At 59.3% G+C, this 23,668-nt stretch carries 19 protein-coding genes, 1 tRNA gene and 2 pseudogenes; 12 read left to right on the plus strand and 10 right to left on the minus strand.

Annotated features, from left to right (window positions below; all coding sequences use genetic code 11):
* Window positions 1-8 precede the first annotated feature (8 nt).
* Window positions 9-992 carry a DUF5655 domain-containing protein gene (locus ACQ4WR_RS24470; protein ID WP_436490470.1) on the minus strand — a complete coding sequence of 328 codons (984 nt, stop codon included), beginning with the start codon at window positions 990-992 and terminating at the stop codon, window positions 9-11.
* A gap of 241 nt (window positions 993-1,233) precedes the next feature.
* Between ACQ4WR_RS24470 and ACQ4WR_RS24475 the strand changes: the two genes are divergently transcribed.
* The 7 genes from ACQ4WR_RS24475 to ACQ4WR_RS24505 all read left to right on the plus strand — a co-directional run bounded on the left by ACQ4WR_RS24475 (window position 1,234) and on the right by ACQ4WR_RS24505 (window position 9,098).
* Entirely contained in the window at window positions 1,234-2,004 is a 771-nt protein-coding gene (locus ACQ4WR_RS24475; RefSeq protein WP_102292413.1) for a DeoR/GlpR family DNA-binding transcription regulator, read from the plus strand.
* A 34-nt stretch (window positions 2,005-2,038) separates the two neighbouring features.
* Window positions 2,039-3,187 carry an MFS transporter gene (locus ACQ4WR_RS24480; protein WP_436490472.1) on the plus strand — a complete coding sequence of 383 codons (1,149 nt, stop codon included), beginning with the start codon at window positions 2,039-2,041 and terminating at the stop codon, window positions 3,185-3,187.
* A 155-nt stretch (window positions 3,188-3,342) separates the two neighbouring features.
* On the plus strand, window positions 3,343-4,188 hold the full coding sequence (locus ACQ4WR_RS24485; protein WP_436490474.1) for an undecaprenyl-diphosphate phosphatase: 846 nt from the start codon (window positions 3,343-3,345) through the stop codon (window positions 4,186-4,188).
* 6 nt (window positions 4,189-4,194) lie between these two features.
* Window positions 4,195-6,018, plus strand: coding sequence for a DNA helicase RecQ (gene recQ / locus ACQ4WR_RS24490; protein ID WP_102292416.1), 1,824 nt, complete (start codon window positions 4,195-4,197; stop codon window positions 6,016-6,018).
* Complete coding sequence (locus tag ACQ4WR_RS24495; RefSeq protein WP_102292417.1) at window positions 6,018-6,500, plus strand: hypothetical protein; 483 nt, start codon at window positions 6,018-6,020, stop codon at window positions 6,498-6,500. Before recQ ends, ACQ4WR_RS24495 begins: the two co-directional genes overlap by 1 nt.
* Before the next feature lie 44 nt (window positions 6,501-6,544).
* Window positions 6,545-7,522 carry a LysR family transcriptional regulator gene (locus tag ACQ4WR_RS24500; RefSeq protein ID WP_102292418.1) on the plus strand — a complete coding sequence of 326 codons (978 nt, stop codon included), beginning with the start codon at window positions 6,545-6,547 and terminating at the stop codon, window positions 7,520-7,522.
* Between the two features lie 289 nt (window positions 7,523-7,811).
* A complete protein-coding gene (locus ACQ4WR_RS24505) occupies window positions 7,812-9,098 on the plus strand; it encodes a Glu/Leu/Phe/Val family dehydrogenase (RefSeq protein WP_034785857.1) in 1,287 nt (428 codons plus the stop codon).
* 177 nt (window positions 9,099-9,275) lie between these two features.
* Here ACQ4WR_RS24505 and galE read toward each other — a convergent pair whose 3' ends face one another.
* The 3 genes from galE to ACQ4WR_RS24520 all read right to left on the minus strand — a co-directional run bounded on the left by galE (window position 9,276) and on the right by ACQ4WR_RS24520 (window position 11,667).
* Window positions 9,276-10,295, minus strand: coding sequence for a UDP-glucose 4-epimerase GalE (galE, locus tag ACQ4WR_RS24510; protein ID WP_102292419.1), 1,020 nt, complete (start codon window positions 10,293-10,295; stop codon window positions 9,276-9,278).
* Window positions 10,296-10,474: 179 nt separating this feature from the next.
* A complete protein-coding gene (gene trmB, locus ACQ4WR_RS24515) occupies window positions 10,475-11,155 on the minus strand; it encodes a tRNA (guanosine(46)-N7)-methyltransferase TrmB (RefSeq protein ID WP_436490643.1) in 681 nt (226 codons plus the stop codon).
* A gap of 368 nt (window positions 11,156-11,523) precedes the next feature.
* Window positions 11,524-11,667, minus strand: a complete 144-nt coding sequence (locus ACQ4WR_RS24520; RefSeq protein WP_436490477.1) for a hypothetical protein — start codon at window positions 11,665-11,667, stop codon at window positions 11,524-11,526.
* A 1,389-nt stretch (window positions 11,668-13,056) separates the two neighbouring features.
* Here ACQ4WR_RS24520 and ACQ4WR_RS24525 point away from each other — a divergent pair.
* Complete coding sequence (locus ACQ4WR_RS24525) at window positions 13,057-14,217, plus strand: Fic family protein (protein ID WP_436490479.1); 1,161 nt, start codon at window positions 13,057-13,059, stop codon at window positions 14,215-14,217.
* Window positions 14,218-14,371: 154 nt separating this feature from the next.
* Here the strand turns inward: ACQ4WR_RS24525 and ACQ4WR_RS24530 are convergent.
* Window positions 14,372-15,055 (minus strand): annotated as a pseudogene (locus tag ACQ4WR_RS24530) (phage portal protein); the annotation flags it as partial.
* Between ACQ4WR_RS24530 and ACQ4WR_RS24535 the strand changes: the two are divergent.
* The 4 genes and pseudogenes from ACQ4WR_RS24535 (at window position 15,032) to ACQ4WR_RS24550 (ending at window position 17,629) form a co-directional block, all read left to right on the plus strand.
* Complete coding sequence (locus tag ACQ4WR_RS24535; protein ID WP_436490481.1) at window positions 15,032-15,418, plus strand: phage tail protein; 387 nt, start codon at window positions 15,032-15,034, stop codon at window positions 15,416-15,418. The pseudogene ACQ4WR_RS24530 and the gene ACQ4WR_RS24535 sit on opposite strands and share 24 nt — an antisense overlap.
* Before the next feature lie 159 nt (window positions 15,419-15,577).
* Window positions 15,578-15,847 (plus strand): annotated as a pseudogene (locus ACQ4WR_RS24540) (phage virion morphogenesis protein); the annotation flags it as partial.
* 116 nt (window positions 15,848-15,963) lie between these two features.
* A complete protein-coding gene (locus ACQ4WR_RS24545) occupies window positions 15,964-16,776 on the plus strand; it encodes a hypothetical protein (protein WP_436490483.1) in 813 nt (270 codons plus the stop codon).
* A 136-nt stretch (window positions 16,777-16,912) separates the two neighbouring features.
* A complete protein-coding gene (locus tag ACQ4WR_RS24550) occupies window positions 16,913-17,629 on the plus strand; it encodes a hypothetical protein (RefSeq protein WP_436490485.1) in 717 nt (238 codons plus the stop codon).
* 144 nt (window positions 17,630-17,773) lie between these two features.
* On the opposite strand, the gene ACQ4WR_RS24555 is transcribed toward ACQ4WR_RS24550, so the two are convergent.
* The 5 genes from ACQ4WR_RS24555 to ACQ4WR_RS24575 form a co-directional block, all read right to left on the minus strand.
* Window positions 17,774-18,421 carry a hypothetical protein gene (locus ACQ4WR_RS24555; RefSeq protein WP_436490486.1) on the minus strand — a complete coding sequence of 216 codons (648 nt, stop codon included), beginning with the start codon at window positions 18,419-18,421 and terminating at the stop codon, window positions 17,774-17,776.
* A 443-nt stretch (window positions 18,422-18,864) separates the two neighbouring features.
* Window positions 18,865-18,938 (minus strand) — tRNA-Gly (locus tag ACQ4WR_RS24560).
* Window positions 18,939-18,997: 59 nt separating this feature from the next.
* Entirely contained in the window at window positions 18,998-19,702 is a 705-nt protein-coding gene (locus ACQ4WR_RS24565) for a DUF4197 domain-containing protein (RefSeq protein WP_436490488.1), read from the minus strand.
* A gap of 184 nt (window positions 19,703-19,886) precedes the next feature.
* Window positions 19,887-21,461, minus strand: coding sequence for an SEL1-like repeat protein (locus ACQ4WR_RS24570; protein ID WP_436490490.1), 1,575 nt, complete (start codon window positions 21,459-21,461; stop codon window positions 19,887-19,889).
* Between the two features lie 2 nt (window positions 21,462-21,463).
* Window positions 21,464-23,668 (minus strand): EAL domain-containing response regulator, encoded by a 2,205-nt coding sequence (locus tag ACQ4WR_RS24575; RefSeq protein ID WP_436490492.1) that lies wholly within the window; start codon window positions 23,666-23,668, stop codon window positions 21,464-21,466.

The following is a 23,668-nucleotide window of genomic DNA, read 5'->3' on the forward strand; positions in this document are numbered from 1 at the left end:
CACTATCGCTACGTTGTCACGATACGTTCACCGGTATACGCGGCAAAAATAAACGGCTTCGCCGCATCCAGTTCCGCGATCGAGCCAATACTAAGCTCCAGGTTGCCCGTGCCCCAATGCCCGATAGCGGTCACGTCGCGTGCTTTTGGCAGGACTTGCAAGGCCGGGGCTGGATCCAGATGCAAATACAGCACGAGGCAATTCTTCTTGTGGATCACCACTGTCGCAAAGTTCTTCAGCCGCTTGAAGGCCAGGTACAGACGCAGCTCTTTACGTTCAACGTCATCGCCCAGCGACATCGTGTAATCCTCCAGCGAGTCCAACAACTGACGCGTAGACGCCGACAACCCCGCCAGTACATCCACATATGCCTTGTCTGGCCCCGTCGGCTTGCTTGTACTGATGGCCAAAGGAGCCTCAGCTATTGTTTCCAGGCGGACGAATGCCGGTCTTTGCGGCTTGGAGGAAATTTTCTTCGTGGATTGATCCATGCTGGCACTTGCAGACTCAAGTAGCAGCAGATCCTCGCCAAACCGGCGGTAGCGTAGCAGTTCGATCGTCTGGCCAATTTGCTGTACGGCATGGCTATCGAACTTGGTAAAGTCAGCCGCAATACATATAACCCGCGGCGCGCTCCAGTCGATGGCCTCCGACGCCAGCTTGCCTAGCTTATCGAGTACGAGAAATTTAAACTCGGCTTGATGGTCCATCAGCCAATCGAGGTAATACAAACCCTGATTGATAACATTTTCACCAACCGACCGCTTGTACTCAAGAATGACTGGACAATTGTTTTCATCCAGTCCAAGCGAATCGATACGGCCCCCATGTGTCTTGCCTGTCGAATACTCGCTCGCCAGGAAGCGGATACTCAGCAATGTCTCAAGATTTGCCTCAATCAAGGTTTGCAAGGGTTTTTCCAGATCCGAGGCGCTACCTTGGAGTTCCTGGGCATGGCCATTGGTCAGTTTGAAAAGTTTAATGTCGCTCATCAGCGTGTTTCCTTTATTCCTCGGATAGCAGACACCGAGGCACATCAAGATATCGGCGATGAGCATAAACGTAAATTTATCTTTTTTGCAAACTCATTTGACATAGATGTGCTGCATGTCGCGACACGCCCCATCGGGTTCTGACCTGCGGCGCCGTCTGCTGCGCGCATCAGATAAGCATTGACCGTTTCTGCACGTTTGCGTATATTCCTGCACATTCCTGCACGTTTATAAGTTCAACATGTCCGCAACCCTGCTCCTCAAACAACGCCAGGCCCTGATCCAGCAACAACTGCACGCCGACGGCAGGGTCCTGGCCCTGAACCTGGCGCGCCAGCTCGATGTCTCTGAAGATACGATACGCCGCGACCTGCGCGAAATGGCCGCGGCCGGCCTGTGCCAGCGCGTGTATGGCGGCGCCCTGCCGCTGGCGCCCGACGGCGGCACCCTGGCGCAGCGCAAGCAGGAGGCGCCCGAACGCAAGGCCCGCCTGGCGCAGGCCGCCGTCTCCCTCGTGCGCGCCGGGCAGGTGCTGTTCCTCGACGCCGGTTCGACCAACCTGGCTATCGCCAGCGCCTTGCCAGAGTTGGCGCTCACTGTCATCACCAACGCGCCATCGATCGCCATGGCCTTGATGGAACGCCCGGAAATCGAGCTGATCATGGCTGGCGGCAGGGTCGACCGGCGTGCCGGCGCCAGCCTGGGGCCGCAGGCGCTGCGCACGGTCGAGCGCATGCATCCCGACCTGTGCTTCCTGGGCGCTTGCGGCGCCGATGCGGACGCGGGCGTGACAGCCTTCAATTACGACGAAGCCGAGTTCAAGCGCAGCATCGCTGGCGCCAGCAAGGCCGTCGTCGTGGCCATTACCAGCGACAAGCTGGGCACGGCCGCCCCCTTCGGCGTGCTGGCCACAGGCTTGCTGCAGCACCTGGTGCTGGAAGCGGATGCCGACACAGTCCACGCCGCCGCCTTTGAACGGCTGGGCGTGCAGGTACTGCGCGCCCGTGCCTGATTTTATCCACCCCGACTCTTTGAAAAGCTTCCCCATGCATCTCACCGGCACCTTGCAACAACGCGCCACGCGCCTGGTCTTCTTTGCCGCCGGCCTCGGCATGGCCGCCTGGGCGCCACTCGTTCCTTACGCCAAGTCGCGCCTGGGCCTCGATGAAGCCACCCTGGGCATTTTGCTGCTGTGCCTGGGCGCCGGTTCGCTGTGCGCCATGCCGTTTACGGGCATGCTTGCGGCCCGTTTCGGCTGCCGCAAGGTCATCATCAGCGCCGGCCTGCTCTTGACCGCCATCCTGCCCGGCCTGGCGCTGGCGGCCACCCCGCTGCAGCTGGGACTGGTGCTGCTGGTGTTCGGCGCGGCCATGGGCACGTTTGACGTGGCCATCAATATCCAGGCCGTGATCATTGAAAAGGCGAATGGCGGCGCCATGATGTCGGGCTTCCATGCGCTGTTCAGCGTGGGCGGCTTCGCCGGCGCGGCCTGCATGGCCCTGCTGCTGTGGCTGGGTCTCCCCCCCGCCTGGTCCTGCGTGGTGGTGATGCTGCTGCTGTGCGGCGTGCTGGGCGCGGCGCAAGGCCATCTGCTGCCGACCGCCTCGGCATCCGGCGAAAAGACCCCGCTGTTCGTCATGCCGCACGGCGCCGTGATCCTCATCGGCCTGTTGTGCTTTATCGTCTTCCTGGCCGAAGGCGCCATCCTCGACTGGAGCGCGCTGTTCCTCACCACCACGCGCGGCCTCGACGAAACCAAGGGCGGCCTCGGCTACGCCGCCTTCGCCATCGCCATGACGGTGGGCCGCTTCACGGGCGACAAGGTGGTCAGCCGTTTTGGCGGCAAGCGGGTGCTTACTTTCGGCGGCCTGTGCGCAGCCAGCGGTTTCTTCCTTGCCGTGCTGGCGCCGCAGGCGGGCCTGGCCATGCTGGGTTTCGTGCTGATCGGCCTGGGCGCGGCGAATATCGTGCCCATCCTGTTCACGGCGGCGGGCAACCAGAACGCCATGCCGGCCAGCCTGGCCGTGGCCGCCATCACCACCATCGGCTACGCGGGCATCCTGGCCGGCCCTGCCGTGATCGGCTTCGTCGCCCACGCCACCAGCCTGAACATCGCCTTCGCCATGCTGGGCTGCGCCCTGCTGCTGGTGGCCGCCAGCGCACGCCTGGCGGCGCCGGCAAAACAGGCGTCCTGACCCTTCCCTTGCCTGGCGGACGGTGGCAAAAAACCGCCGCCCGCCAGCGCCCAAATCCGATTCGCAAGCCGCTCTCGTGGTAAGCTTCGACCCCGCACGCATTGCGCGCGCCACGCGGTCCCCCCATCCTGTCATTGTTGCCCATTTATACATCTATGGATCTCATTCTTGCGTTAAAAGCCATCATCATGGGGCTGGTCGAAGGTTTTACCGAATTCTTGCCGATTTCGTCGACGGGACACCTGATCCTGGCTGGCAGCCTGCTCGACTTCACCAAGGATGTCTCGAAAGAAGTCATGGGGGTATTTGAAATCGCCATCCAGGCGGGTGCCATCCTGGCCGTGTGCTGGGAATACCGTGCACGCATCGCCTCGGTACTGGGCAGCCTGACCACCAAGTGCAGCTCGCGCATGTTCGTGCTGAACCTGGCAATCGCCTTTATCCCCTTGGCCGTGCTGGGTTTGAAATTAGGCAAAAATATCAAGGCAATGCTGTTCAACCCTGTCGCGGTCGCGACCGCCTTCATTATTGGCGGCATCATCATCCTGCTGGTGGAACGCCGCGCGCGCAACAATCCGGTCGCGGTACGCATACATACGGTCGAAGATATGAGTCCGCTTGATGCTCTTAAGGTCGGCTGCGCCCAGGCGTTCGCGCTGATTCCCGGCACCAGCCGTTCCGGCTCGACCATCATCGGCGGCATGCTGCTGGGACTGTCGCGCAAGGCCGCCACCGAATTTTCGTTCTTCCTGGCCATCCCGACACTGCTGGCGGCCACCGTCTACTCGCTATACAAGGCGCGCGACATCCTGTCGGTCGCCCACGTGCCGCTGTTCGGCCTGGGCACCGTGGCCGCCTTCATTTCCGCCTTCCTGTGCGTGCGCTGGCTGCTGCGCTATATCAGCACGCACGACTTTACGTTTTTTGCCTGGTACCGCATTGTGTTTGGCTTGCTGGTATTGGCCAGCGCCCACTACGGCTGGGTTGTTTGGGCAGAATAAGGCACTATGAATCAAGATCTTAACCAGCGCGCGCTCGACCTGCTGCAAACCGTTTTCGGCTACCCGGCCTTCCGTGGCCAGCAAGCCGACATCGTCGACCACGTCAGCCATGGCGGCGACGCGCTGGTGCTGATGCCCACCGGCGGCGGCAAGTCGCTGTGCTACCAGATTCCAGCCCTGCTGCGCGACGGCGTCGGCGTCGTCATCTCGCCGCTGATCGCCCTGATGCAGGACCAGGTGGATGCGCTGGCCGAAGTCGGCGTGCGCGCCGCCTTCCTGAACTCCACGCAGACCTACGAAGAAGCCAGCCGCATCGAGCGCCTGGTGCGCACGGGCGAGATCGACGTCGTCTATGTGGCGCCCGAGCGCCTGATGACCCAGCGCTGCCTGGACCTGTTCCAGGCGTCGAAGATCGCCCTGTTCGCCATCGACGAGGCGCACTGCGTGGCCCAGTGGGGCCATGACTTCCGTCCCGAATACATCAAGCTGTCGGTGCTGCACGAGCAGTTCCCGGACGTGCCGCGCATCGCCCTGACGGCCACCGCCGACCCGCAGACGCGCGCCGAAATCGCCCTGCGTTTGCAGCTCGATGATGCGCGCCAGTTCGTCTCTTCCTTCGACCGCCCGAACATCCGCTACCAGATCGTGGAAAAGGCGAATGGCCGCAAGCAGCTGCTCGACTTCATCAACACGGAACACGCGGGCGACTGCGGCATCGTGTATTGCCTGTCGCGTAAAAAAGTCGAAGAGACGGCGGAGTTTTTGAACCAGAGCGGCATCCGCGCCCTGCCGTATCACGCCGGCATGGAGTACGCCAAGCGCAGCGCCAACCAGGCGCGCTTCCTGCGTGAAGAAAACATCGTCATGGTTGCCACCATCGCCTTCGGCATGGGCATCGACAAGCCCGACGTGCGCTTCGTGGCGCACCTGGATCTGCCGAAAAGCATCGAGGGCTATTACCAGGAAACGGGGCGCGCGGGACGCGACGGCATGGCCGCCAACGCCTGGATGGCGTACGGCTTGCAGGACGTGGTGCTGCAGCGGCGCATGATCGACGAATCGGAAGCGGACGACACCTTCAAGCGCGTGCTGGGCGTCAAACTCGACGCCATGCTGGGCCTGTGCGAAACGCTCAGCTGCCGCCGCATGCGATTGCTCGAATACTTCGGCGAACCGGCTTCGCCATGCGGCAATTGCGACACGTGTTTAGTGCCGCCCGTCTCCTTCGACGGCACCGTACCCGTGCAAAAGCTGCTGTCGGCCATCTACCGCGTCGACCAGCGCTTCGCCGGCGGCCACGTGATCGACGTGCTGCGCGGCGTGGAATCGGAACGCATCAAGACCTGGCACCACGATTCCCTGTCGGTGTTCGGCATCGGCTCGGATCTGGGCGAAGCGGAATGGAAATCGATTTTGCGCCAGGCCATCGCGCTGGGCCTCGTCTCGGTCGACCATGAGCAATACAGCTCGCTGAAACTGACGGACGCCTCGCGCCCCGTGCTCAAGGGCGGCCAGAAAGTGCAGCTGCGCCAGTACCAGAAACCGGTGAAAACCAGCAAACGCAGCACCAGCGTGGCAAAGGGTTATGTCGAGACGGACCTGTCCACCAGCGAACAGGCGATCTTCGACAAGCTGCGCTGGTGGCGCGTGGAGACGGCACGCACGCACAACGTCCCCGCCTACGTGATTTTCGTCGATGCCACCCTGCGCGAAATCGCCAAGGCAAAGCCCACGTCGCTCGAGCAGATGCGCGGCGTGAGCGGCGTGGGCGAGAAAAAACTGGCCTCGTACGGCGACGAAATCGTCGCCATGATTCTGGAGATGATTTGATGGAAGCACTCTCGCCGGACCTGATTTACCAGGCCGTGAAAATCCTCGGCGCCCAGCCCGACGCCGAAGACGCGGTGGAAGCGCAAGTACGTGCCCTGGTGCAGGACGACCTCACCGTGCGCCGCCTGGCCGACGTGGTGCCGGAAGCCTTCGGCCTGGTGCTGGCGTCGCACCTTCCCGGCGCCGAAACCATGACATTGCCCGACACTTTCTGCGCGCAGGACGAGGACGGCGAATGGGTGGAGTTCCCCCTGCGCCGCGAACCGATCTTTGTCGTCGCCGCCGATATCGCCCAGCACACCTTCCACAACGGCCCGCGCGCGCTGATACAAAACCTGGCCGACCGCAGCTCCCTGCTGGCGGCCATCAACAAGGCCCTGAATGCGGGCGGCTCGCTCGATGGCACGACCCTGGGGCCGCCGTCCTTCTTTGGCCTGCCCGCCGCCCTGTACCAGCCGGCGGCATCGGCCGATACGCCCTGAGCACTGCACCTTGCCTTTGCCCTTGATAAGAGAACGCTGCCGCGATGGAAACCAAATGGCTGGAAGACTTCATTTCACTCGCTGAGACGCATAACTTCAGCCGTTCCGCGGCCCTGCGCCACGTTACCCAGCCAGCCTTCTCGCGGCGCATCCAGTCGCTGGAAAACTGGCTCGGCATCGACCTGGTCGACCGCACTTCCTACCCCACGCGACTGACGCCGGCCGGCGCCGTGTTCTACGAGCAGGCGCTGGAAATGCTGGGACAGATCAACGGCGTGCGCGCCCTGTTGCGCGGCAAGCGGGCCGCCACGCAAACCAGCGTCGATTTCGCCGTGCCGCATACCCTGTCGCTGACTTTCATGCCGAAATGGCTGACGGCACTGGAAGAAGGTTTTGCGCCCATCAACAGCCGTTTGATGGCGCTGAACGTGCACGACGCCGTGCTGCAGCTGGTCGATGGCGGCTGCGATCTGCTGCTGTGCTACCACCATCCGCGCCAGCCGGTGCAGCTGGACCCTGGCCGCTACGACATGCTGGTGATGGGCCGCGAAACCCTGCGCGCATATGCGCGCTGCGGCCAGGACAAGGTGCCGGACTTTGTCCTGCCGGGCAGCGCCAAGGACCCGCTGCCCTTCCTTTCCTACACCAGCAATGCCTACCTGGGACGCATGGTGGAACTGCTGGTGGCCGATGCCAAGGTGCCCCTCTTCCTCGATACCTGCTATGAAACGGACATGGCCGAAGGCTTGAAAATGATGGCGCTGGAAGGCCGCGGCATCGCCTTCCTGCCCGAATCGGCCGTCATGCGCGACGTCAAGTACAAGCACCTGGCGCGTGCCGACGGCGGCGCGCCAGGCTGGGAAATCGAACTGGAAATCCGCCTGTACCGCGAACGCCCATCGAGCCTGCGCCCTGGCAAGCAGATCGTCGAAAGCCTGTGGCAATACCTGGTGCAGTCGCAGGACGGCAAGGCGCGCAGCGGCAAGCGCCGCAAACGCGCCGCCGTGGCCGCGACATCCTGACTGGCAATCCTGGCAACACAACTATGCAATAAATGCATAACCGGATGCGCACAAAGCATTGGCCGGGGCATGAGGCTATCGCCTACGATGCGGTTCCGCTGCGCGCAATGCAATTGACTGCGCCACCACAGCATTTTTGAATGCCAGGAAAAATCGTCGCGAGCGGCAGTGATTTGTGGCCGAGAAGCGCAGCTGTACGAAGGTACAGCGAGCATCGCCGGCCGCAAAACACGACGCGCAGCAGATTTTTCGGCATTACCCCACCGTTTTGTCCAGGAGCTTATCAAGCATGACCAGCAAGCACGCACTTCCTTCCTACCTGAATCCTGAAGACCTTGGCCCATGGGGCGTCTACCTCGAGCAGATCGACCGCGTTACGCCGTACCTGGGCAACCTGTCGCGCTGGGTGGAAACGCTGAAGCGTCCAAAGCGCATCCTGACGGTCGACGTGCCTATCGAGCGCGATGACGGCACCATTGCCCACTACGAAGGCTACCGCGTGCAGCACAACCTGTCGCGCGGTCCGGGCAAGGGCGGCGTGCGCTTCCACCAGGACGTGACCCTGTCGGAAGTGATGGCGCTGTCGGCCTGGATGACGGTCAAGAATGCAGCGGTCAACGTGCCATACGGTGGCGCCAAAGGCGGTATCCGTGTCGATCCGAAGACCCTGTCGCGCAATGAACTGCAACGCCTGACCCGCCGCTACACGAGCGAGATCAGCATGATCATCGGACCAAACAAGGATATCCCGGCGCCGGACGTCAACACGAATGAGCAAGTCATGGCGTGGATGATGGACAGCTACGCCATGATCGGCGGCAACATGTCGACCGGCGTGGTGACGGGCAAGCCAATTTCGCTGGGCGGCAGCCTGGGTCGTCGCGATGCGACGGGCCGCGGCGTGTTCGTCGTCGGTTGCGATGCGGCCGCCAAGGTCGGCATGTCGCTCGAAGGCGCGAAAGTCATCGTGCAAGGTTTCGGCAACGTGGGCGGCGTCGCTGCACGCATGTTCGCTGAAGCCGGCTCGAAAGTGGTGGCGGTACAAGATCACAAGACCACCGTGGTGCATGCCGGCGGCTTGAACATCCCGCAACTGCTGGCACACGTGGCCGAAGTAGGCAGCGTCGAAGGCTTCCCGGGCGCCGAGGCATTCGTGCCGCGCGAAGATTTCTGGGGCATCGATTGCGACATCCTGATCCCGGCCGCGCTGGAACAGCAAATCACGGCGGAACGCGCACAAGTCATCCGCGCCAAGATCATCCTGGAAGGCGCCAACGGCCCGACCCTGCCTGCGGCGGACGACATCCTGACCGACCGTGGCGTCTTGATCGTGCCGGACGTGCTGGCCAACGCCGGCGGCGTGACCGTCAGCTACTTCGAGTGGGCACAGAACTTCTCGAGCTTCTTCTGGACCGAAGAAGAAATCAACAGCCGCCTGACCCGCATCATGCGCGAAGCGTTTGACGCGGTATGGCAAGTGTCGCAAGAAAAGAAAGTGTCGATGCGTACTGCCACCTTCATCCTCGCATGCACACGCGTGCTGCAAGCTCGCGAAGTACGCGGTCTGTATCCATAATGGCTGCCTGAGAAAATGCCTGGGGCGTTGTTGCTTCGCCTCGCCGTACTAGCGTACTGACTTCGGCTTTGCGCCTAGCCCCAGACATTTTTCAGGCGCCATTGGTTTGACGGCGCTTTAAAAAAATCCCGCCACACTGACGTGTGAGCGGGATTTTTTATGGGTGCGCGCTTTGCGTCACGCAGCGTAGCCTTGCGGGTTCTGGTGCTGCCAGCGCCAGTGGTCGCGGCACATGTCGTCGATGTTTTTCTGCGCTTGCCAGCCCAGCAGTTCCTTCGCCTTGTCGGCCGAGGCGTAGCAGCTGGCGATGTCGCCGGGGCGGCGCGGCACGATCTCATACGGCACCTTGCGGCCGCTGGCGGCCTCGAAGGCGCGCACGGTATCGAGCACGCTGTAGCCGTGGCCCGTGCCCAGGTTGACGGTGAAGCCGCCCTCGGTGGAGAACAGGCGATGCAGCGCGGCCACATGGCCCAGGGCCAGGTCGACCACGTGGATGTAGTCGCGCACGCCCGTGCCATCCGGCGTGGGGTAGTCGTTGCCAAAGACTGCCAGGCGTTCGCGCCGGCCGACGGCCACCTGCGCGATGAAAGGCATCAGATTGTTCGGAATGCCGGTCGGATCTTCGCCGATCAAGCCGCTGGCATGCGCGCCGACGGGATTGAAATAGCGCAGCACGCCCACCTGCCACTGCGCATCGGCGTGCACCAGATCGGCCAGTATCTGCTCGACCATCAGCTTCGAGCGGCCGTACGGGTTGGTCACGGACAGGCGCGACGTTTCCACGATGGGCAAGGCTTCCGGATCGCCGTACACGGTCGCAGACGAGCTGAACACAAAGCGCTTCACATTCGCCGCCGCCAGCACTTCCAGCAGCGCGACCGTGCCCGTCACATTGTTGTCCATGTATCTCAATGGCTGGGCCACGGACTCGCCCACCGACTTCAAGCCCGCGAAATGGATCACGGCATCGATGGCGTGCTCGCGCAGGATCGCGGCCATGGCCGCGCGGTCGCGCACATCGGCCGCATAAAACGGCACGCTCGTGCCGGCAATGCGCTCCACGCGCGCCATCGCTTCGCGCGCGCTGTTGCACAGATTGTCGACTGCGACCACGTCAAAGCCGGCGGCCAGCAGTTCCACGCAGGTATGCGAGCCGATGAAACCGGACGCCCCTGTCACGAGTATCTTTTTGGTCATAATGTCAATCAATGCAAAAAAGATAAGACTACCTGAATTCGCCCTGCCTGCCAAGCCGGCACGCCAGACGAATCGCCATTTGGCATAAAAAAAGCCTGCGGCGGGTGGCGGCAGGCTGATGCTGTTGCAATGCGCGGGCCGGCAAGTCGCCGGTGCGCTGTGCATTTATTTCTCGACGCCTATTTCTTGATGAACACCAGGTCCCATACGCCATGGCCCAGCTTCAAGCCACGGTTTTCAAACTTGGTCAGCGGACGGTAGGCCGGCTGCGGCGCATAGCCTTCGGCGCTGTTTTGCAGCTGCGGCTCGGCGCCCAGCACTTCGAGCATTTGCACCGCGTAATCTTCCCAATCCGTGGCGCAATGCAGATAGCCGCCCGGCGCCAGGCGGTCCGTCAATTGCTTGACGAATGGCGACTGAATCAGCCGGCGCTTGTTATGGCGCGCCTTGTGCCATGGGTCGGGGAAAAACACGTGGATGCCGGCCAGCGAGTTGGCGGGAATCATGTGCGTGAGCACTTCCACGGCATCGTGCTGCAGCAAACGCAGATTCGTCAGCGACTCTTCGCCAATCAGCTTCAACAGGCTGCCGACACCCGGCGTATGCACCTCGACGCCGATGAAATCCTTCTCCGGCATGGCCTTGGCGATATGCGCGGTGGTCGCGCCCATGCCAAAACCGATTTCCAGGATGACAGGCGCCTTGCGGCCGAACACCTGCTCGAAGTCCGTGGACTCCTTAGCGAAAGGCAACAGGAACTGCGGCCCCAGAGTCTCCAGCGCGCGCGCCTGCGCCACGGACAAGCGCCCCGCGCGGGTCACAAAACTGCGGATGCGGTGTTCGGTCGGATCGTACATCATCGGCCGCGCCGGGCCGTTTGCTGGGGTATCTGAAGACATGGGAATGAAGAATTAAGTAGCCGCGCCGCACAAGGCCAGGCGCCTGGGAAAATGGAGCGGGTGAAGGGAATCGAACCCTCGTCGTAAGCTTGAGAAGCTCGACAAGGAACTCAACAGCCATGCGGGCTTGCGGCCCGTTTCTGCTCCGCAAAGGTGACATTATAGCAGCCGTACACGCAGCCACCTATGCCGACAAAATATGGATTGTGGAGTGACACTCCTAAGCAGAAAACGAGTAGCAACACGATCAATCTGGGTGAAATTTTTGCAAGATGCAAAAAAAGCCACGTCGAAACGTGGCTTTTACCAACCCAAAGCAACTAAAATCTCTACTTCGATTTAGTTGGTTTTCCTACAGGTACGGTCATCACTACTGTGGTTTTTGGATGAGTCTTTGCATACTCGGGCGTCACAATGCGGCCGGTGACTGCACTGATAGGCATTTGTTTAGTTTGTGAAGGTTTGGTTGCCATGAGATGACTCCTGATATTCAATTTAACAATGCAACATGCATCAACTAATGATAAATAATAGATGATAAATGTCGTTTTTTTGCTTAGAATGGAGTCATGGTCGCTTAACAAGCGCCATGACTCGCAACAACCTACGATCTCCTGATCATATGGGTTTTTGCCATATCCGATCCCTGCCTTTCTAGCTCCATTGCTAGTTATGTTCCGCCTGTCAGCGGCTGGGTTCAAACTCGAAGTAGCCTAGCGTTGCAAGCGCAGGCTACTTCACCTCTACATCGCAAAATCTACTAACAAGTCTCCCTACATATAGTAGCTTTGCCACCGAACTGATCTAATTGTAGTGATGGTAGAAAAGCGATGCAATACTTCTTTCATAAAACCGTGTAATTTTTTGACATTTTAATGTGCATAAATTGTTGACTTTTCAGACAACGCACAAGCTGCACAATACGAGCCAAGTAAGTACTAACTCCCATTAACTGCATTGCAATACCTCAATCTCAATAAAGCTATGCAATTGATTGCAATTTAAACGAAAATTTCAAACAAGTTGCATTATTAGTATTTTTGTTTCTTAATTTGAAACAGTGGACAACAATATCCCCACCTGACCGAAAATTTACCTGCCATCAGGAGCTTCGGGCGGTTCGCAGCGCCGCTGGCCAGCACTGAGTAAGCATGGGCTGTGTGGCTGCGGTACAGCCCTGCCAGCGTATGAAAGCGGCCCTTCCCACTTCGTACACCACCTGCACGAAAAACCGCTCAAAGTGCGTCAAAATGCGTCAAATCGCATGCCGCCTCTTCGCCCCGCCGCGCCAGTCCTTATGCGCCTTCGGCCATGGCGCAAATTTGAATCAAAAGAGCCCTATATAGCGGGCAGGTGTGGAGGGGGGACAACTGCGCGCGCCGGGCCGAAAAGGGCTTTTTCTTACCTCAGAGGCAACATCATTCGCTGGGGCGTGAAAAAGCCGCCTCGTGGGCGGCTTGTGCGGTGGCTGGTGCGCTCTGGCACGGCTGGACGCGGCCCTGCCCTGCCAGCTATTGCAGCGTGGCGGTCATCCTGTGCGGCCGGTGCGTGCCTTGGCCGTCTGCTCCTTGTCGTAGTCGTCGCAACAGTCCACGCCACAGAACAGCAGCGCGGGTGTCAGTGCCTGTCGCAGTAATGGCAGCAGCCATGCGCCACCATGTTCGTGATATCTTTCGGCGAATCTTCCAGATGCTAACCGGTGGATTTTGCAGATACTTTACGGTGACTTTCCAGATATCTCATTGATCTTTTTCAGTTAACAAATCACGACAACTTGTACAACCGATTGATTGTACAAGGATTTTTTGAGAAAATTTGAGATAATTATTGACACTACTGTCAATAACTTTGAGATCTCCCCTATGAATAGTCCTAAGTTCGAACACTTCGAGCTCAAGTTATGCAACCCGACATTTGACTCACCACTAGTTGATGTCGTGAACGAACTTGAACATCTCCGACGCCTACAATTGGGAGGTAGCACGCCTGCTGGGGTATTCTTCCAGCTCAAGCACATCTTCCACATGCTGGAAAGTCTGGGGTCAGCTCGCATTGAAGGCAATCACACCACGCTGGCGGATCTTGTCGACGCAGCAGTGCAGGGCGACGACGGAGCTAGTGACGGCGACCAGATGAAAGAAATCACCAACATCGAAGAAGCCATGAGGTATGTTGACGATGCCATGGAGCCTGGAGCGCCTCTTACCGAAACGTTTATACGTGATCTGCACAACATTGCTGTCAGCGCCCTAGAGCGGGAGGGGGACAAGACACCGGGCGCGTATCGCGAAGGACCTGTAAAGATAGCAATGTCGGCACACCTTCCACCGGAGGCACTTGCCGTGCCGCAGTACATGAAAGAGCTAACCGACTTTGTAAATACCGCCTCAGCTCCAAAGTACGACCTGATGAAAGTAGCCCTTACCCATCACCGGTTCGGCTGGATTCATCCGTTCTCAAACGGAAACGGACGCGTCGTTCGGCTCCTAACATACGCCCTACTCATCAAATACGGGTTCAACGTAAAAGACGGACGAGTGCTAAATCCCACGGCAGTCTTCTGTAACAACCGAGAGCGCTACTATCAGATGCTTGGTACTGCAGATAGTGGAACTGCGCAGGGAATTGAAAGCTGGTGCACGTACGTGCTGGAGGGAATTTTACTTGAACTGCAAAAAGTGGATCGGCTGACACAATACGATTACATCGAGCAAAAAATCCTTATGCCTGCACTCAACATTTCGCGAGCCAGACAACTGATTACGATCGATGAGTATCACGTACTTCTTGAGGTTGTTCGACTGAAAAGTGCAAAGTCGGCAGACCTAAAAAAAGTAATGCCGAAGTTAACAGACAATCAGCGCACATATCAGATAAAGCGCCTGGTCGAACTGAAAATGCTTCAACCAATTTACCCGGGCGCAAGACAGTACTCGATCTGCTTCACCAACAATTATCTATTGCGCGGCGTCATAAAGGCCCTAACTGACGAAGGATTTGTGCCAAGTTCCATGGAAAAATGAGCGAATGGCATTTTGCTAGCGCCGCCATCAGTGGGATCGGTTAAAGCAGCGACCATGTGCCAGCCACCGCAACCAGGCCCGGCCGGCGCCGCACGGCGGCCAGACCGCGCGACTTCGGCAAAGATGATCTTGTCAGTGTTGTCGACGTGGTCGCTCATGCCGCGCCCTCCCCGCCCATGGCCAGGTCATACGGGGCAAAGCGCACCACTTCCACGCCGGCCCACTCATTGATCGCCATGAACTGCGCCTGCAGCGGCACCAGCTCATTGCGGGCGAAGACGCGCGCGGCTGGTTCGACGGCGCCGAAGCCGCCGGCATTGTTCGGCAGGATGCCCATCAGTTGCGGCGGCACGCGGTGCGCGGCCAGCTGGTCGTCGCGGGTCACGCTCTTGATGTTGAAAAACTCGTCCTTGGCGGCCACGTCCGACACGGGCAGGATCTGGATGCCGTCCTTCTTCCCGTTCGGCGCGTACATGAACAGATTGCGGAAGTTGCCCGGTCCCTTGCAGTCGCGCATGGCCTGGCGCAGGTTGTCCACGTCCTGCGTGTTGGCCGCAGCGTCCGTCATGTAGAAAACAAAGCCGGCGTGCGAGCCATTCTTGTAATACTTGCGGCGGAACAGGGTGGCCGCCTCGTTGAGCCAGGCCGATTGCAGCGCGCTCAGGTACTGCGGCACGCCGTACAACTCCTGATTCACGTCTGGCTCCATCAGGTGGAACACGCGGCCCTTGTCGAACTGGTGCACGGCCTGGTAGCCGTTCACGAAAAAGTAGGTATCGAGGTCAACGCCGCGCCGCATGTACTTGGCCAGGGCGTGCTGGTACGCCAGCGCCTTGCCGGCGGCGCGCGTGCCCTACTTCCCGGACAACGCCATCTTGATTACGCGGGCGACGCCGACGCCATCATGGTGGCCCTGATCGCCTGGCTCAAAGTCCATCAGCTCGACCTGATGGCCAACGAGGAAACGCGCAAGCACGGCATCTCCTTCGAAGTCGATTTTAATAACCATGAAACGGTCGATATTTCCATCAGGCTGGACCTGACCGAGCGCGTGGCCGTCAAGACCGGCGAGGCGGGCCGCCTGGACATCAAGCACCTGGCCGAGATACAGCACATGCCGGCCTACGCGGACGAATTCTGGAAGTTGTATGACGGCGAGACCCTGCTGGCCGAATGGCGCACGCCAGAGGCCACGCCATGAGCGACGACCTGCACGCGCTGGAAGCTTGGGCCGGCGCCTTGCTGGCCAAGCTGCAGCGGCCCAGCGCCGCGCCATCAATCACAAGGTGGCCATCGACCTGCGCCGCAACCAGGCGCAGCCTATCCGGCGCGCAAGCGGCGCAAGGAATTCAAGGGGAAAAATGGACGGATCAAGCGGCAGAAGGCGGCGATGTTTGCCAAGATTCGTACCGCGAAACATCTGAAAGTGAAGGCGACCGGCGACCAGATCGAGGTCGGGTTCTTCGGCTGGGCAGCACGCGTGGCGCATGTGCATCAGTTTGGCCGGCAAGACCGCTTGTCGAAAAAAGGGCCACTGTACAAGTACCCGGAGCGGCCGCTACTCGGCTTGAGTGAGCCGGATCGGACGTTGATACGCGAATCGTTGCTGCGTCACATGGATAAAAATTGAGATGCTTCAATGCAAACTTCAACTGACAATAGTTATCAAATGAGTTAGAGTTGTGTATTGCTGGTTATTTCGGCCTATCAACCAATATTCAGAATAAAAATCACAATTATTTAAATATGAAATTTTCCCAAGAAACCACCAGATTTCGAGAATGTGCATTATGGGCTGGCATAATTCTTTCTGCAGTCATTTTCATTCTTGTGGCTTTAGCAGTTTTTGATATATGTGAGATGCGTGGAAAGGTAAAAGATATTCAAACATTCTTGGGTGGCTTGGCAGTTCTCGCGGCAAGTCTGTATTCTTTCTATGCAAGTTCAGCAGCGGCTGCAGAAAATTTTCGAAAGAACTCTCAGGATGAAGAAACACTAAACAGAAACATAAGAGTAAATATGATTCTTATTGCTGAAACTCTAAGACAGCAAAGCCATGCCGGACTTACAGACTTAAATAATCATACAAATGGGTATACATTGCCGCAGATTCATTTTCAACATTTCGCTGGACTTGTCGTTACTGTTCCTGAGCAAGCGGCCCGCATATGGGAAAACATCGGAATAATTCCGCAAAATACTCAAGTGCAATATCTAAACTTAATAAATTTTTCAAATATGGCCGAACAAGTTCGCACAGGCGGAATGGCATTATGTAAATTTCTACGCGATGAAAACGCTATCCTCCTTGCAAAAGTAGAGAAAATCTTAGAAAAACAAGCCATCGAGGACCATATTCTTGACACCGCAAACAATTTAAATATCGAATGCAATAAAATTGAGTGGAATAGAATTGCTGGGCTTTTGGCAAATGTCAATAGCTCATCAATTGCACTCCTAAAGAAAATGGAAGAATCTAATCAATGGCAACCAGACGTACCACCTTACCCCCCAAACTTTAAACCACACGAGTATACAAAGCCTGAAATTAAAAGCTGACAAAGATTCTCGAATATAAATAAAATATGAAATTAAGATACCTATCCTCAACGATATAAAATCACAATAGTCATTAAGCCACTTATCAACCCGCCCCCGCGTGCATCCGCACGCGGACTTCGGCAACATGCACTGCATGAACGCCGACCTGTCCGACCTCCTCCGCTTGCTGCAAAACCTGATCCGCCTGGGCACCATTGCCGAGGTCAAAGGGGCCAAGGCCCGCGTGCGGCTCGGGCCGACACTCACCACCGAATGGCTGAAATGGGCCACACGGCGCGCAGGCAGCACGCGCACCGCCGAGCGTGCGGCGGCTGGCGTTACCAAAATGCTGTGGATGGCAGTGTCCGACACGCACGCCCTGCAGATCATGGAAAACGAATGCGCCTCGTATGGCATCGAGCTGCCCGAGTTCGACACGATGACCGACACCATCGCCCGCCTGGTGGATGCTCGCTGGTGGCGCCGCCAGCTACGCAAGCGCGTCAAGCGCGCCTTTGAAGCGGGCAATACAGGAGAGCTGGCCAAGCTGATGGAACGCATCCGAACGCGCAAGGCAACGCACAACGTGGTGACAAGTGCGTTGCTGACCAATATGCATGGCAAGCGTCTGACCACACCAGCACTGCGCAGCCAGTTTGACGCTGCAAAAAAGCAAGCAGCATCACATGTGCCTGAGTTGGCGCAGGAAATCATGGAATTTTGGTTCTACAACCTGCGCGCGAAGGCGGCCGATGACACGTCGGATGACCGCAGCGACCAGGCCGCAAGCGATCTATTAGGGCATGACAGCGTGAAAACCACTCAACGGCATTATCTACGGCGAGGGAAGATTGTGGCCCCTACGAAGTAGCATTAAAAAGGCAATTTTTTGTGAGATAACGGCCCCAAGCAGAGGCCGTTACCTCACCATAGCGGACCTAAAAAGGGGAGGAGTAGAGCAATTTGACGCCGGGCGCCTTTATTCCACGACTTAGAAACGCGTAGGAAGGCTCTGTCATCCACTGGCATTTGATTCTTCGGATGCCGACTCCATTTTCTTGCCCCACGTCCACCAAGCCAGTGCACCATATTTGCCCTTACTAATTTTGGGTGGCAATCTGTCTTTTTGCGGACCGCGTAATACGGTTTGCGATGCGCTGTCCACCTCAACCTCAGCGCGTTTGTAGAGCTTGTCGGTGACTCGCCACTTAATGGTGCTTCTTTTAAACCAGTAGAGAGAAAACAAATGGATAATTAAAGCGCTACCGAAGCATGCATAAACGGTCATGGCAACGACCAGAAAAGCTAAGATGTGCAAGTACCACTCTGCGTAGGCGACTGCTAACCAGCTTGCCCAAATACATCCAACTGCAAGGACCAGGACTCGCGGACAATACTTGTAGTTCAACGCCAGGGCAACTTCAAATCCATCAAGGTCTCCACCTGTCGCCAACTTCAATTCGGTTATGAGTTTGCCAAGGCCCCAAACATGGCCATCTATGTGAGCCATGAAGGCGACGCCTTTTTCTTCATTAAGTCCATAAAATGCCACGCAAGGTCCAAGGAAACCAGTACGGGCGACACTTTTTTCGCAAACCGCCTTTACCACGGCGTAACGCCGCTGTCTCACCATCAAAACCCGTTGGTCATCGTTGCTGTTCATATCGTTCAAAATTATCTTTCTAGTATCAAATTGTAGGAACCAGCTGAGCTGGATTAATTAGTACATCTGATATAGCTACGCCGATTAAGTTGCATTTTAAGCAATAAGTTAACTGTCTGCAGTCATAGACACCCTGTATGCGCCTACAGAGGTCGAAGAAATCGATTTATGCGTATGCACGACTTTTGAAAACGTTCGTCGGCGGGGGCTGAGTAGTTGGCAAGAGACAACCGTGCCCAACAAGGATAAGAATTTACTTACTGGAAATAATCACACATTGTCACGCAGAACCGATAGTTCCAATCTTGCCCAGGACGTTTTCATAGGCATTAAGCCGTCTACAAGAAGCTGTTAGATCAAAGCGACGTAATGCGTTAATCTTATTTTGTGGAGCGATTTAGCGTTGTGGAGCGGCGAAAACAGGTTTTTCGCCGTTTTTTGACTGGAGCGGGTGAAGGGAATCGAACCCTCGTCGTAAGCTTGGGAAGCTTCTGCTCTACCATTGAGCTACACCCGCGAAGCCTGCATTTTACGCCGAATGGAACGCGGCGGGCAAATCTTCGCGGTGGCGGGGGCTTACTTCAGGCTGCCGAATACCTTGCCGATGATCTTGCTGCCGTAGGCCAGCGGATTGCTTCGGATGGCTTTTTCTTCTTCGCCGATCATCAGGTACAGGCCGTCGAGGGCGCGGTCCGTGACGTAGCCTTCCACCGTCGATTGCTGCTGCGGCACCAGGCCCGTCTTGCCGATCTGGCTCATGGTACTGTTGTACTTGCTGGCCAGGCCGGAACGGTCCGTGACGGATTTGACGATGGGCAGGAACTTGACGGCCAGCGGGGCCGAGGTCTTCTGGCGGAAGAAATCCGTGACCGAGGTGTCGCCGCCGGAGAGGATGTTTTTCGCATCCGTCACGCTCATCGACTTCACCGCATCGAGCAGCAAGGGCTTGGCCATCGGCACGGCCGACTCGGCCGCGCGGTTCATCGCCACCACCAGGTCGTCCAGCTGCTGGCCCCGTCCCGTCATTTTCAACAGGGGCTTGGCCTGCTCCAGGATGCCGGGCAGCTTGATCTTCACCTTGTCATTGTTCAGGAAACCATTTTCGATGCCCAGCCTGGCGACGGCGGCCGCCGATCCGGCTTCCAACGCTGCCTTCAGGCCATTGCTGGCATCCTGGTTGCTGAGGGCTGCGAGCGGGTTGGCGGCGCCCGCCATGGACGAGCACAGCGCCAGCGCGCACAACAGGGCGGTGGGGCGGGCGGGGAAAGAGGTTAGGCGCATAGTCATCCTTTGTTTGAAAGCCGGGGTTCTTGAACCCTCAGCATAGCAAAATCGCAGCGATGCCAGCATTTTTTGTCGCAGCAGGAACAGCAGCGCATGCCGGCGCGAGGTGACGTAGCGTGGAAAAACTGCCGCAGCCACGCCTGCGCGCGACACTGGCGATGCAGTGGCAGGGAAAAGCGGGTCAGGCGGCCAGCGCTTCCAGCCGCTGGCGCACCAGGATCAGGTCCGACTCGCGCATGCGCGCCGCCGTCTGGCGCAGGGATTTTTCCGCGCCGGCCACGCCGGCCGCCTGCGCCATCGATAGCCAGATATACGCCTGCTGCAAATCGAGCGGGCCGCCCTGGCCGCTGGCGGCCATCAGGCCCAGATTGAACTGCGCCCGCGCATGGCCCTGGCGCGCGGCCAGCGCATACCAGTCCCAGGCGGCGGCGTAATCCTGCGGCACGTCCTGGCCATTGTCGTGGCGCAGGCCCAGCGCGAACTGCGCCAGGCTGTGGCCCTGCGCGGCGGCGCGGCAATAGCAGGCGCAGGCCAGCTGGCTGTCGGGCGCGGGACCGTCGTCGCGGTCATGCAAGACGCCCTGCATGTATTGCGCCGGCGCGTAATCCTGCTCGGCGGCGCGGCGGTACCACTCCAGCGCCAGCGCCAGGTCCTGCGGCACGCCCTGGCCGTTTTCATGGCGCAGGCCCAGGTCGAACTGCGCCCGCACGTGGCCCTGCTCGGCCGCCTGGCGGTACCAGTGGACGGCTTGCTGCGCGTCTTCCGGCAGGCCCTGGCCATGTTCATACAGCAGGGCCAGCTGGTACTGGGCGGCGGGGAAACCCTGCTCGGCCGCCTGGCGGTAAAACGCCTGCGCCTGCGTGTAATCGTGCGCGCCATGTTCATGGTGCAGGCCCAGGTTGTGCTGGGCCGCCGCATGGCCCAGGCCCGCCGCCTTGACGTACCAGTCCAGGGCCGCCTGCTTGTCGCACGGCACGCCCTGGCCATTGTCATAGATCAGGCCCAGGTTGAACTGCGAACTGGCGTGGCCCTGCTCGGCCGCGCGCCGGTACCAGGCGATCGCCTGCCCGCTGTCCTGCGGCAGCACGTCGCCATTTTCATAGCGCAGCGCCAGGTTGAATTGGGCCGGCGCGTAACCCTGCTCGGCCGCCTTGCGCAGCCAGGCGGTGGCCTGCTGGCGGTCCTGGCGCACGCCCTGGCCATTGTCGTAGCGCAGGCCCAGGTTGAACTGCGCGCGCGCGTAGCCCTGCTCGGCCGCCTTGCGGTACCAGGCGATGGCTTGCACGAAATCCTGCGGCACGCCCTTGCCGTTGTCATACATCATGCCCAGGTTATTCTGCGCGCCCGCGTCGCCCTGCTCGGCCGCGCGGCTGAACCACAGCATGGCCTGGCCGCTGTCCTGCGCCAGGCCTTGCCCCTTGGCGTACAGCCAGCCCAGGTTGTACTGGGCCGCCGCATAACCCTGCTCGGCCGCCTTCTGGTACCAGTGCGCGGCTTGGGTGAAATCCTGCGGCACGCCCTGCCCCTTCTGGCACATCACGCCCAGGTTGTATTGCGCGTGTTCGAGTCCCTGCGCGGCGGCCAGGCCATACCAGTGCAGCGCCAGCGCATAGCTTTGCCCGATGCCCTGGCCATTGAAATGCATGAAGCCCAGGCTGTGCTGGGCATTCGCATTGCCTTTCTCGGCCAGGCCCTTCAGGCGCAGATAATCAGCCGTGTAATGAGCAGCCGTGTAGCGGGGATCGGCAACGGACACGGTCAAGCCTCGATGGCCAGCGGCAGCGGCATGCCGGATGCGCCATCGGCGATCAGGCGGTTCTGCTCCTGCAGCACGCCGATAAAGCTGCCCAGCGAGATGGGACGGTGGTACAGATAGCCCTGCATCGTGGTGCAGCCCTTGTCCTGCAGGTAGCGCGCCTGCCCTTCCGTTTCCACGCCTTCGGCGATCAGGTGCAGGCCCAGCCCGCGCGCGATCGAGATGATGGCCAGGATGACGGGATAGTGTCCGTGTTCGTCATGGATTTCTTTTACAAACGACTGGTCGATCTTGATCGTGTGGATGGGGAAGCGGTGCAGGTACGACAGCGAGGAATAGCCGGTGCCGAAATCGTCGATGGCCACCGACACGCCCAGCTGGCACAGCTTGTTCAACTGCTCGATCGCGTACTGCGGGTTGCGGATGCAGATGTTTTCCGTGATCTCCACTTCGATCTTTTCCGGCGCGATGCCATAGCGCGTCAGGGCGCCGCGCATCTTCTCGAAAAAGTCGCCCCGGTCCAGGTATTGCGGCGACAAATTGAGCGACAGGCGCACGGCTTCGCCGCCGGCCGCGTTCCACTGCACCAGGTCGCGGCACAGGGCACCCAGCATCCAGTCCGAGATCGGCAGCATCAGGCCGTTTTCCTCGGCGAAGGGCAGGAATTCGCCGGCCGTCAGCAAGCCACGCTGCGGGTGGTTCCAGCGCATCAGGCCTTCGGCGCCGACGATGCGGCCCGTCGTCACATCCACCTGCGGCTGGTAATACATCTCCAGCTGGTTCAGTTCCAGCGCCTTGCGCAGGCTCTGTTCAAGCGCGATCTTCTGGTGCGACACGTCGAGCATCGACTCGTGATAAAAACTGTGGCCATTCTTGCCCAGTCCCTTGACCTGGTACATGGCGATATCGGCATGGCGCAGCAGTTCATCGATGGTCTCGCCGTCGCCCGGATAGATGGCGATGCCGATGGAGGCGGAAATATGCACCTGGTTGCCATCGAGGTCGAACGGCTGGTGCAGGCATTCAAGGAACTTGTCGGCGATCAGACGCGCATCCTGGCGGTCGCGCAGTTCCGGCAGCACGATGGTAAATTCATCGCCGCCCTGGCGCGCCAGGGTGTCGCCGCGGCGCAGGCAGTCCTTCAGGCGCAGCGCCACCTGCTGCAGCAGCTCGTCGCCCTTGACGTGGCCGAGCGTGTCGTTGACCAGCTTGAAGCGGTCCAGGTCGATGAACATCACGGCCAGTTCCGTCAGCTTGCGGCGCGCCTGGATCACGGCCAGGCCCAGGCGGTCCTTGAACAGCATGCGGTTCGGCAGGTCCGTCAGGATGTCGTGGTAGGCCTGATACGAGATGACTTCCTCGGCGCGCTTGCGGTCGGTGATGTCGCGCGCCACGCCGTAGGTGCCGAAATACTCCTGCTTCCTGGCCTCGTGATCGAGGCTGTGCATGCCGATCGAATTGAGCGGAACCGTCATCAGCGTATTGCTGAAGGTGCGGTCGCTGCCGCTGCCGCTATGGCACTTCAGGCGCAGTTCCACATTGCGCGAGGCGCGCTCGTCGATGCGGCGCTCATTGAAGGCGTAGCGCGCCCGTTCCTGGTCTTCATCGTGCACGAGGATCGAGTAATGGCTGCCGATCAGCTCTTCGCGGCTAAAGCCCAGCAACTGGTGCACGCGGTCGTTGATGAAGGTGATGCGCCCTTCGTGGTTCAGGGTATAGATGATGTCGGGCGAGCTGTCGACCAGGTAGCGGTACATCTTCTCCGAGTTTTCCAGCTGCAGCGCGATGCGCTCGTTCTCCAGCGCCAGCTTGCGCTTTTGCAGCGCGTTCTCCACCGTCTTGAGCAGCTCCTCGCGGCTGTACGGCTTGCGCAGGTAGTCGTAGGCGCCGCGTTTCAGGGCGCCGATGGCGGCCTCGATGCCGACATCGCCGCTCATGACGATGACGTCGCCCTCGATGCCGCGCCGGTTGATGTGGTCCATGATTTCATGGCCGCTCATGTCGGGCAGGCGCAGGTCGAGCAGGATCAGGTCGAAGCGCAGTTTCGACAGCTGCGCCAGCGCCTCGCTGCCGCAGGTAGCCGTGTGCAGCTGGTAGCCGCGGTCCTTCAGCAGTTCGTGCAGGGAGGCGAGCAGCCGTGGTTCATCGTCGACCAGCAGGATGCGCGGGCTATTTTCCAGGTCAAAAGGAATGGCGGAGGAATTCAT

It is taken from the genome of Janthinobacterium amylolyticum (assembly GCF_051380655.1).
Lineage (GTDB): Bacteria > Pseudomonadota > Gammaproteobacteria > Burkholderiales > Burkholderiaceae_D > Janthinobacterium.

Coding starts and splice junctions, on each gene's coding strand:
- ACQ4WR_RS24470 (WP_436490470.1), bottom strand. CDS start 992: ATGAGCGACATTAAACTTTTCAAACTGACCAATGGCCATGCCCAGGAA.
- ACQ4WR_RS24475 (WP_102292413.1), top strand. CDS start 1,234: ATGTCCGCAACCCTGCTCCTCAAACAACGCCAGGCCCTGATCCAGCAA.
- ACQ4WR_RS24480 (WP_436490472.1), top strand. CDS start 2,039: ATGCATCTCACCGGCACCTTGCAACAACGCGCCACGCGCCTGGTCTTC.
- ACQ4WR_RS24485 (WP_436490474.1), top strand. CDS start 3,343: ATGGATCTCATTCTTGCGTTAAAAGCCATCATCATGGGGCTGGTCGAA.
- recQ (WP_102292416.1), top strand. CDS start 4,195: ATGAATCAAGATCTTAACCAGCGCGCGCTCGACCTGCTGCAAACCGTT.
- ACQ4WR_RS24495 (WP_102292417.1), top strand. CDS start 6,018: ATGGAAGCACTCTCGCCGGACCTGATTTACCAGGCCGTGAAAATCCTC.
- ACQ4WR_RS24500 (WP_102292418.1), top strand. CDS start 6,545: ATGGAAACCAAATGGCTGGAAGACTTCATTTCACTCGCTGAGACGCAT.
- ACQ4WR_RS24505 (WP_034785857.1), top strand. CDS start 7,812: ATGACCAGCAAGCACGCACTTCCTTCCTACCTGAATCCTGAAGACCTT.
- galE (WP_102292419.1), bottom strand. CDS start 10,295: ATGACCAAAAAGATACTCGTGACAGGGGCGTCCGGTTTCATCGGCTCG.
- trmB (WP_436490643.1), bottom strand. CDS start 11,155: ATGATGTACGATCCGACCGAACACCGCATCCGCAGTTTTGTGACCCGC.
- ACQ4WR_RS24520 (WP_436490477.1), bottom strand. CDS start 11,667: ATGGCAACCAAACCTTCACAAACTAAACAAATGCCTATCAGTGCAGTC.
- ACQ4WR_RS24525 (WP_436490479.1), top strand. CDS start 13,057: ATGAATAGTCCTAAGTTCGAACACTTCGAGCTCAAGTTATGCAACCCG.
- ACQ4WR_RS24545 (WP_436490483.1), top strand. CDS start 15,964: ATGAAATTTTCCCAAGAAACCACCAGATTTCGAGAATGTGCATTATGG.
- ACQ4WR_RS24550 (WP_436490485.1), top strand. CDS start 16,913: ATGAACGCCGACCTGTCCGACCTCCTCCGCTTGCTGCAAAACCTGATC.
- ACQ4WR_RS24555 (WP_436490486.1), bottom strand. CDS start 18,421: ATGAACAGCAACGATGACCAACGGGTTTTGATGGTGAGACAGCGGCGT.
- ACQ4WR_RS24565 (WP_436490488.1), bottom strand. CDS start 19,702: ATGCGCCTAACCTCTTTCCCCGCCCGCCCCACCGCCCTGTTGTGCGCG.
- ACQ4WR_RS24575 (WP_436490492.1), bottom strand. CDS start 23,668: ATGAATTCCTCCGCCATTCCTTTTGACCTGGAAAATAGCCCGCGCATC.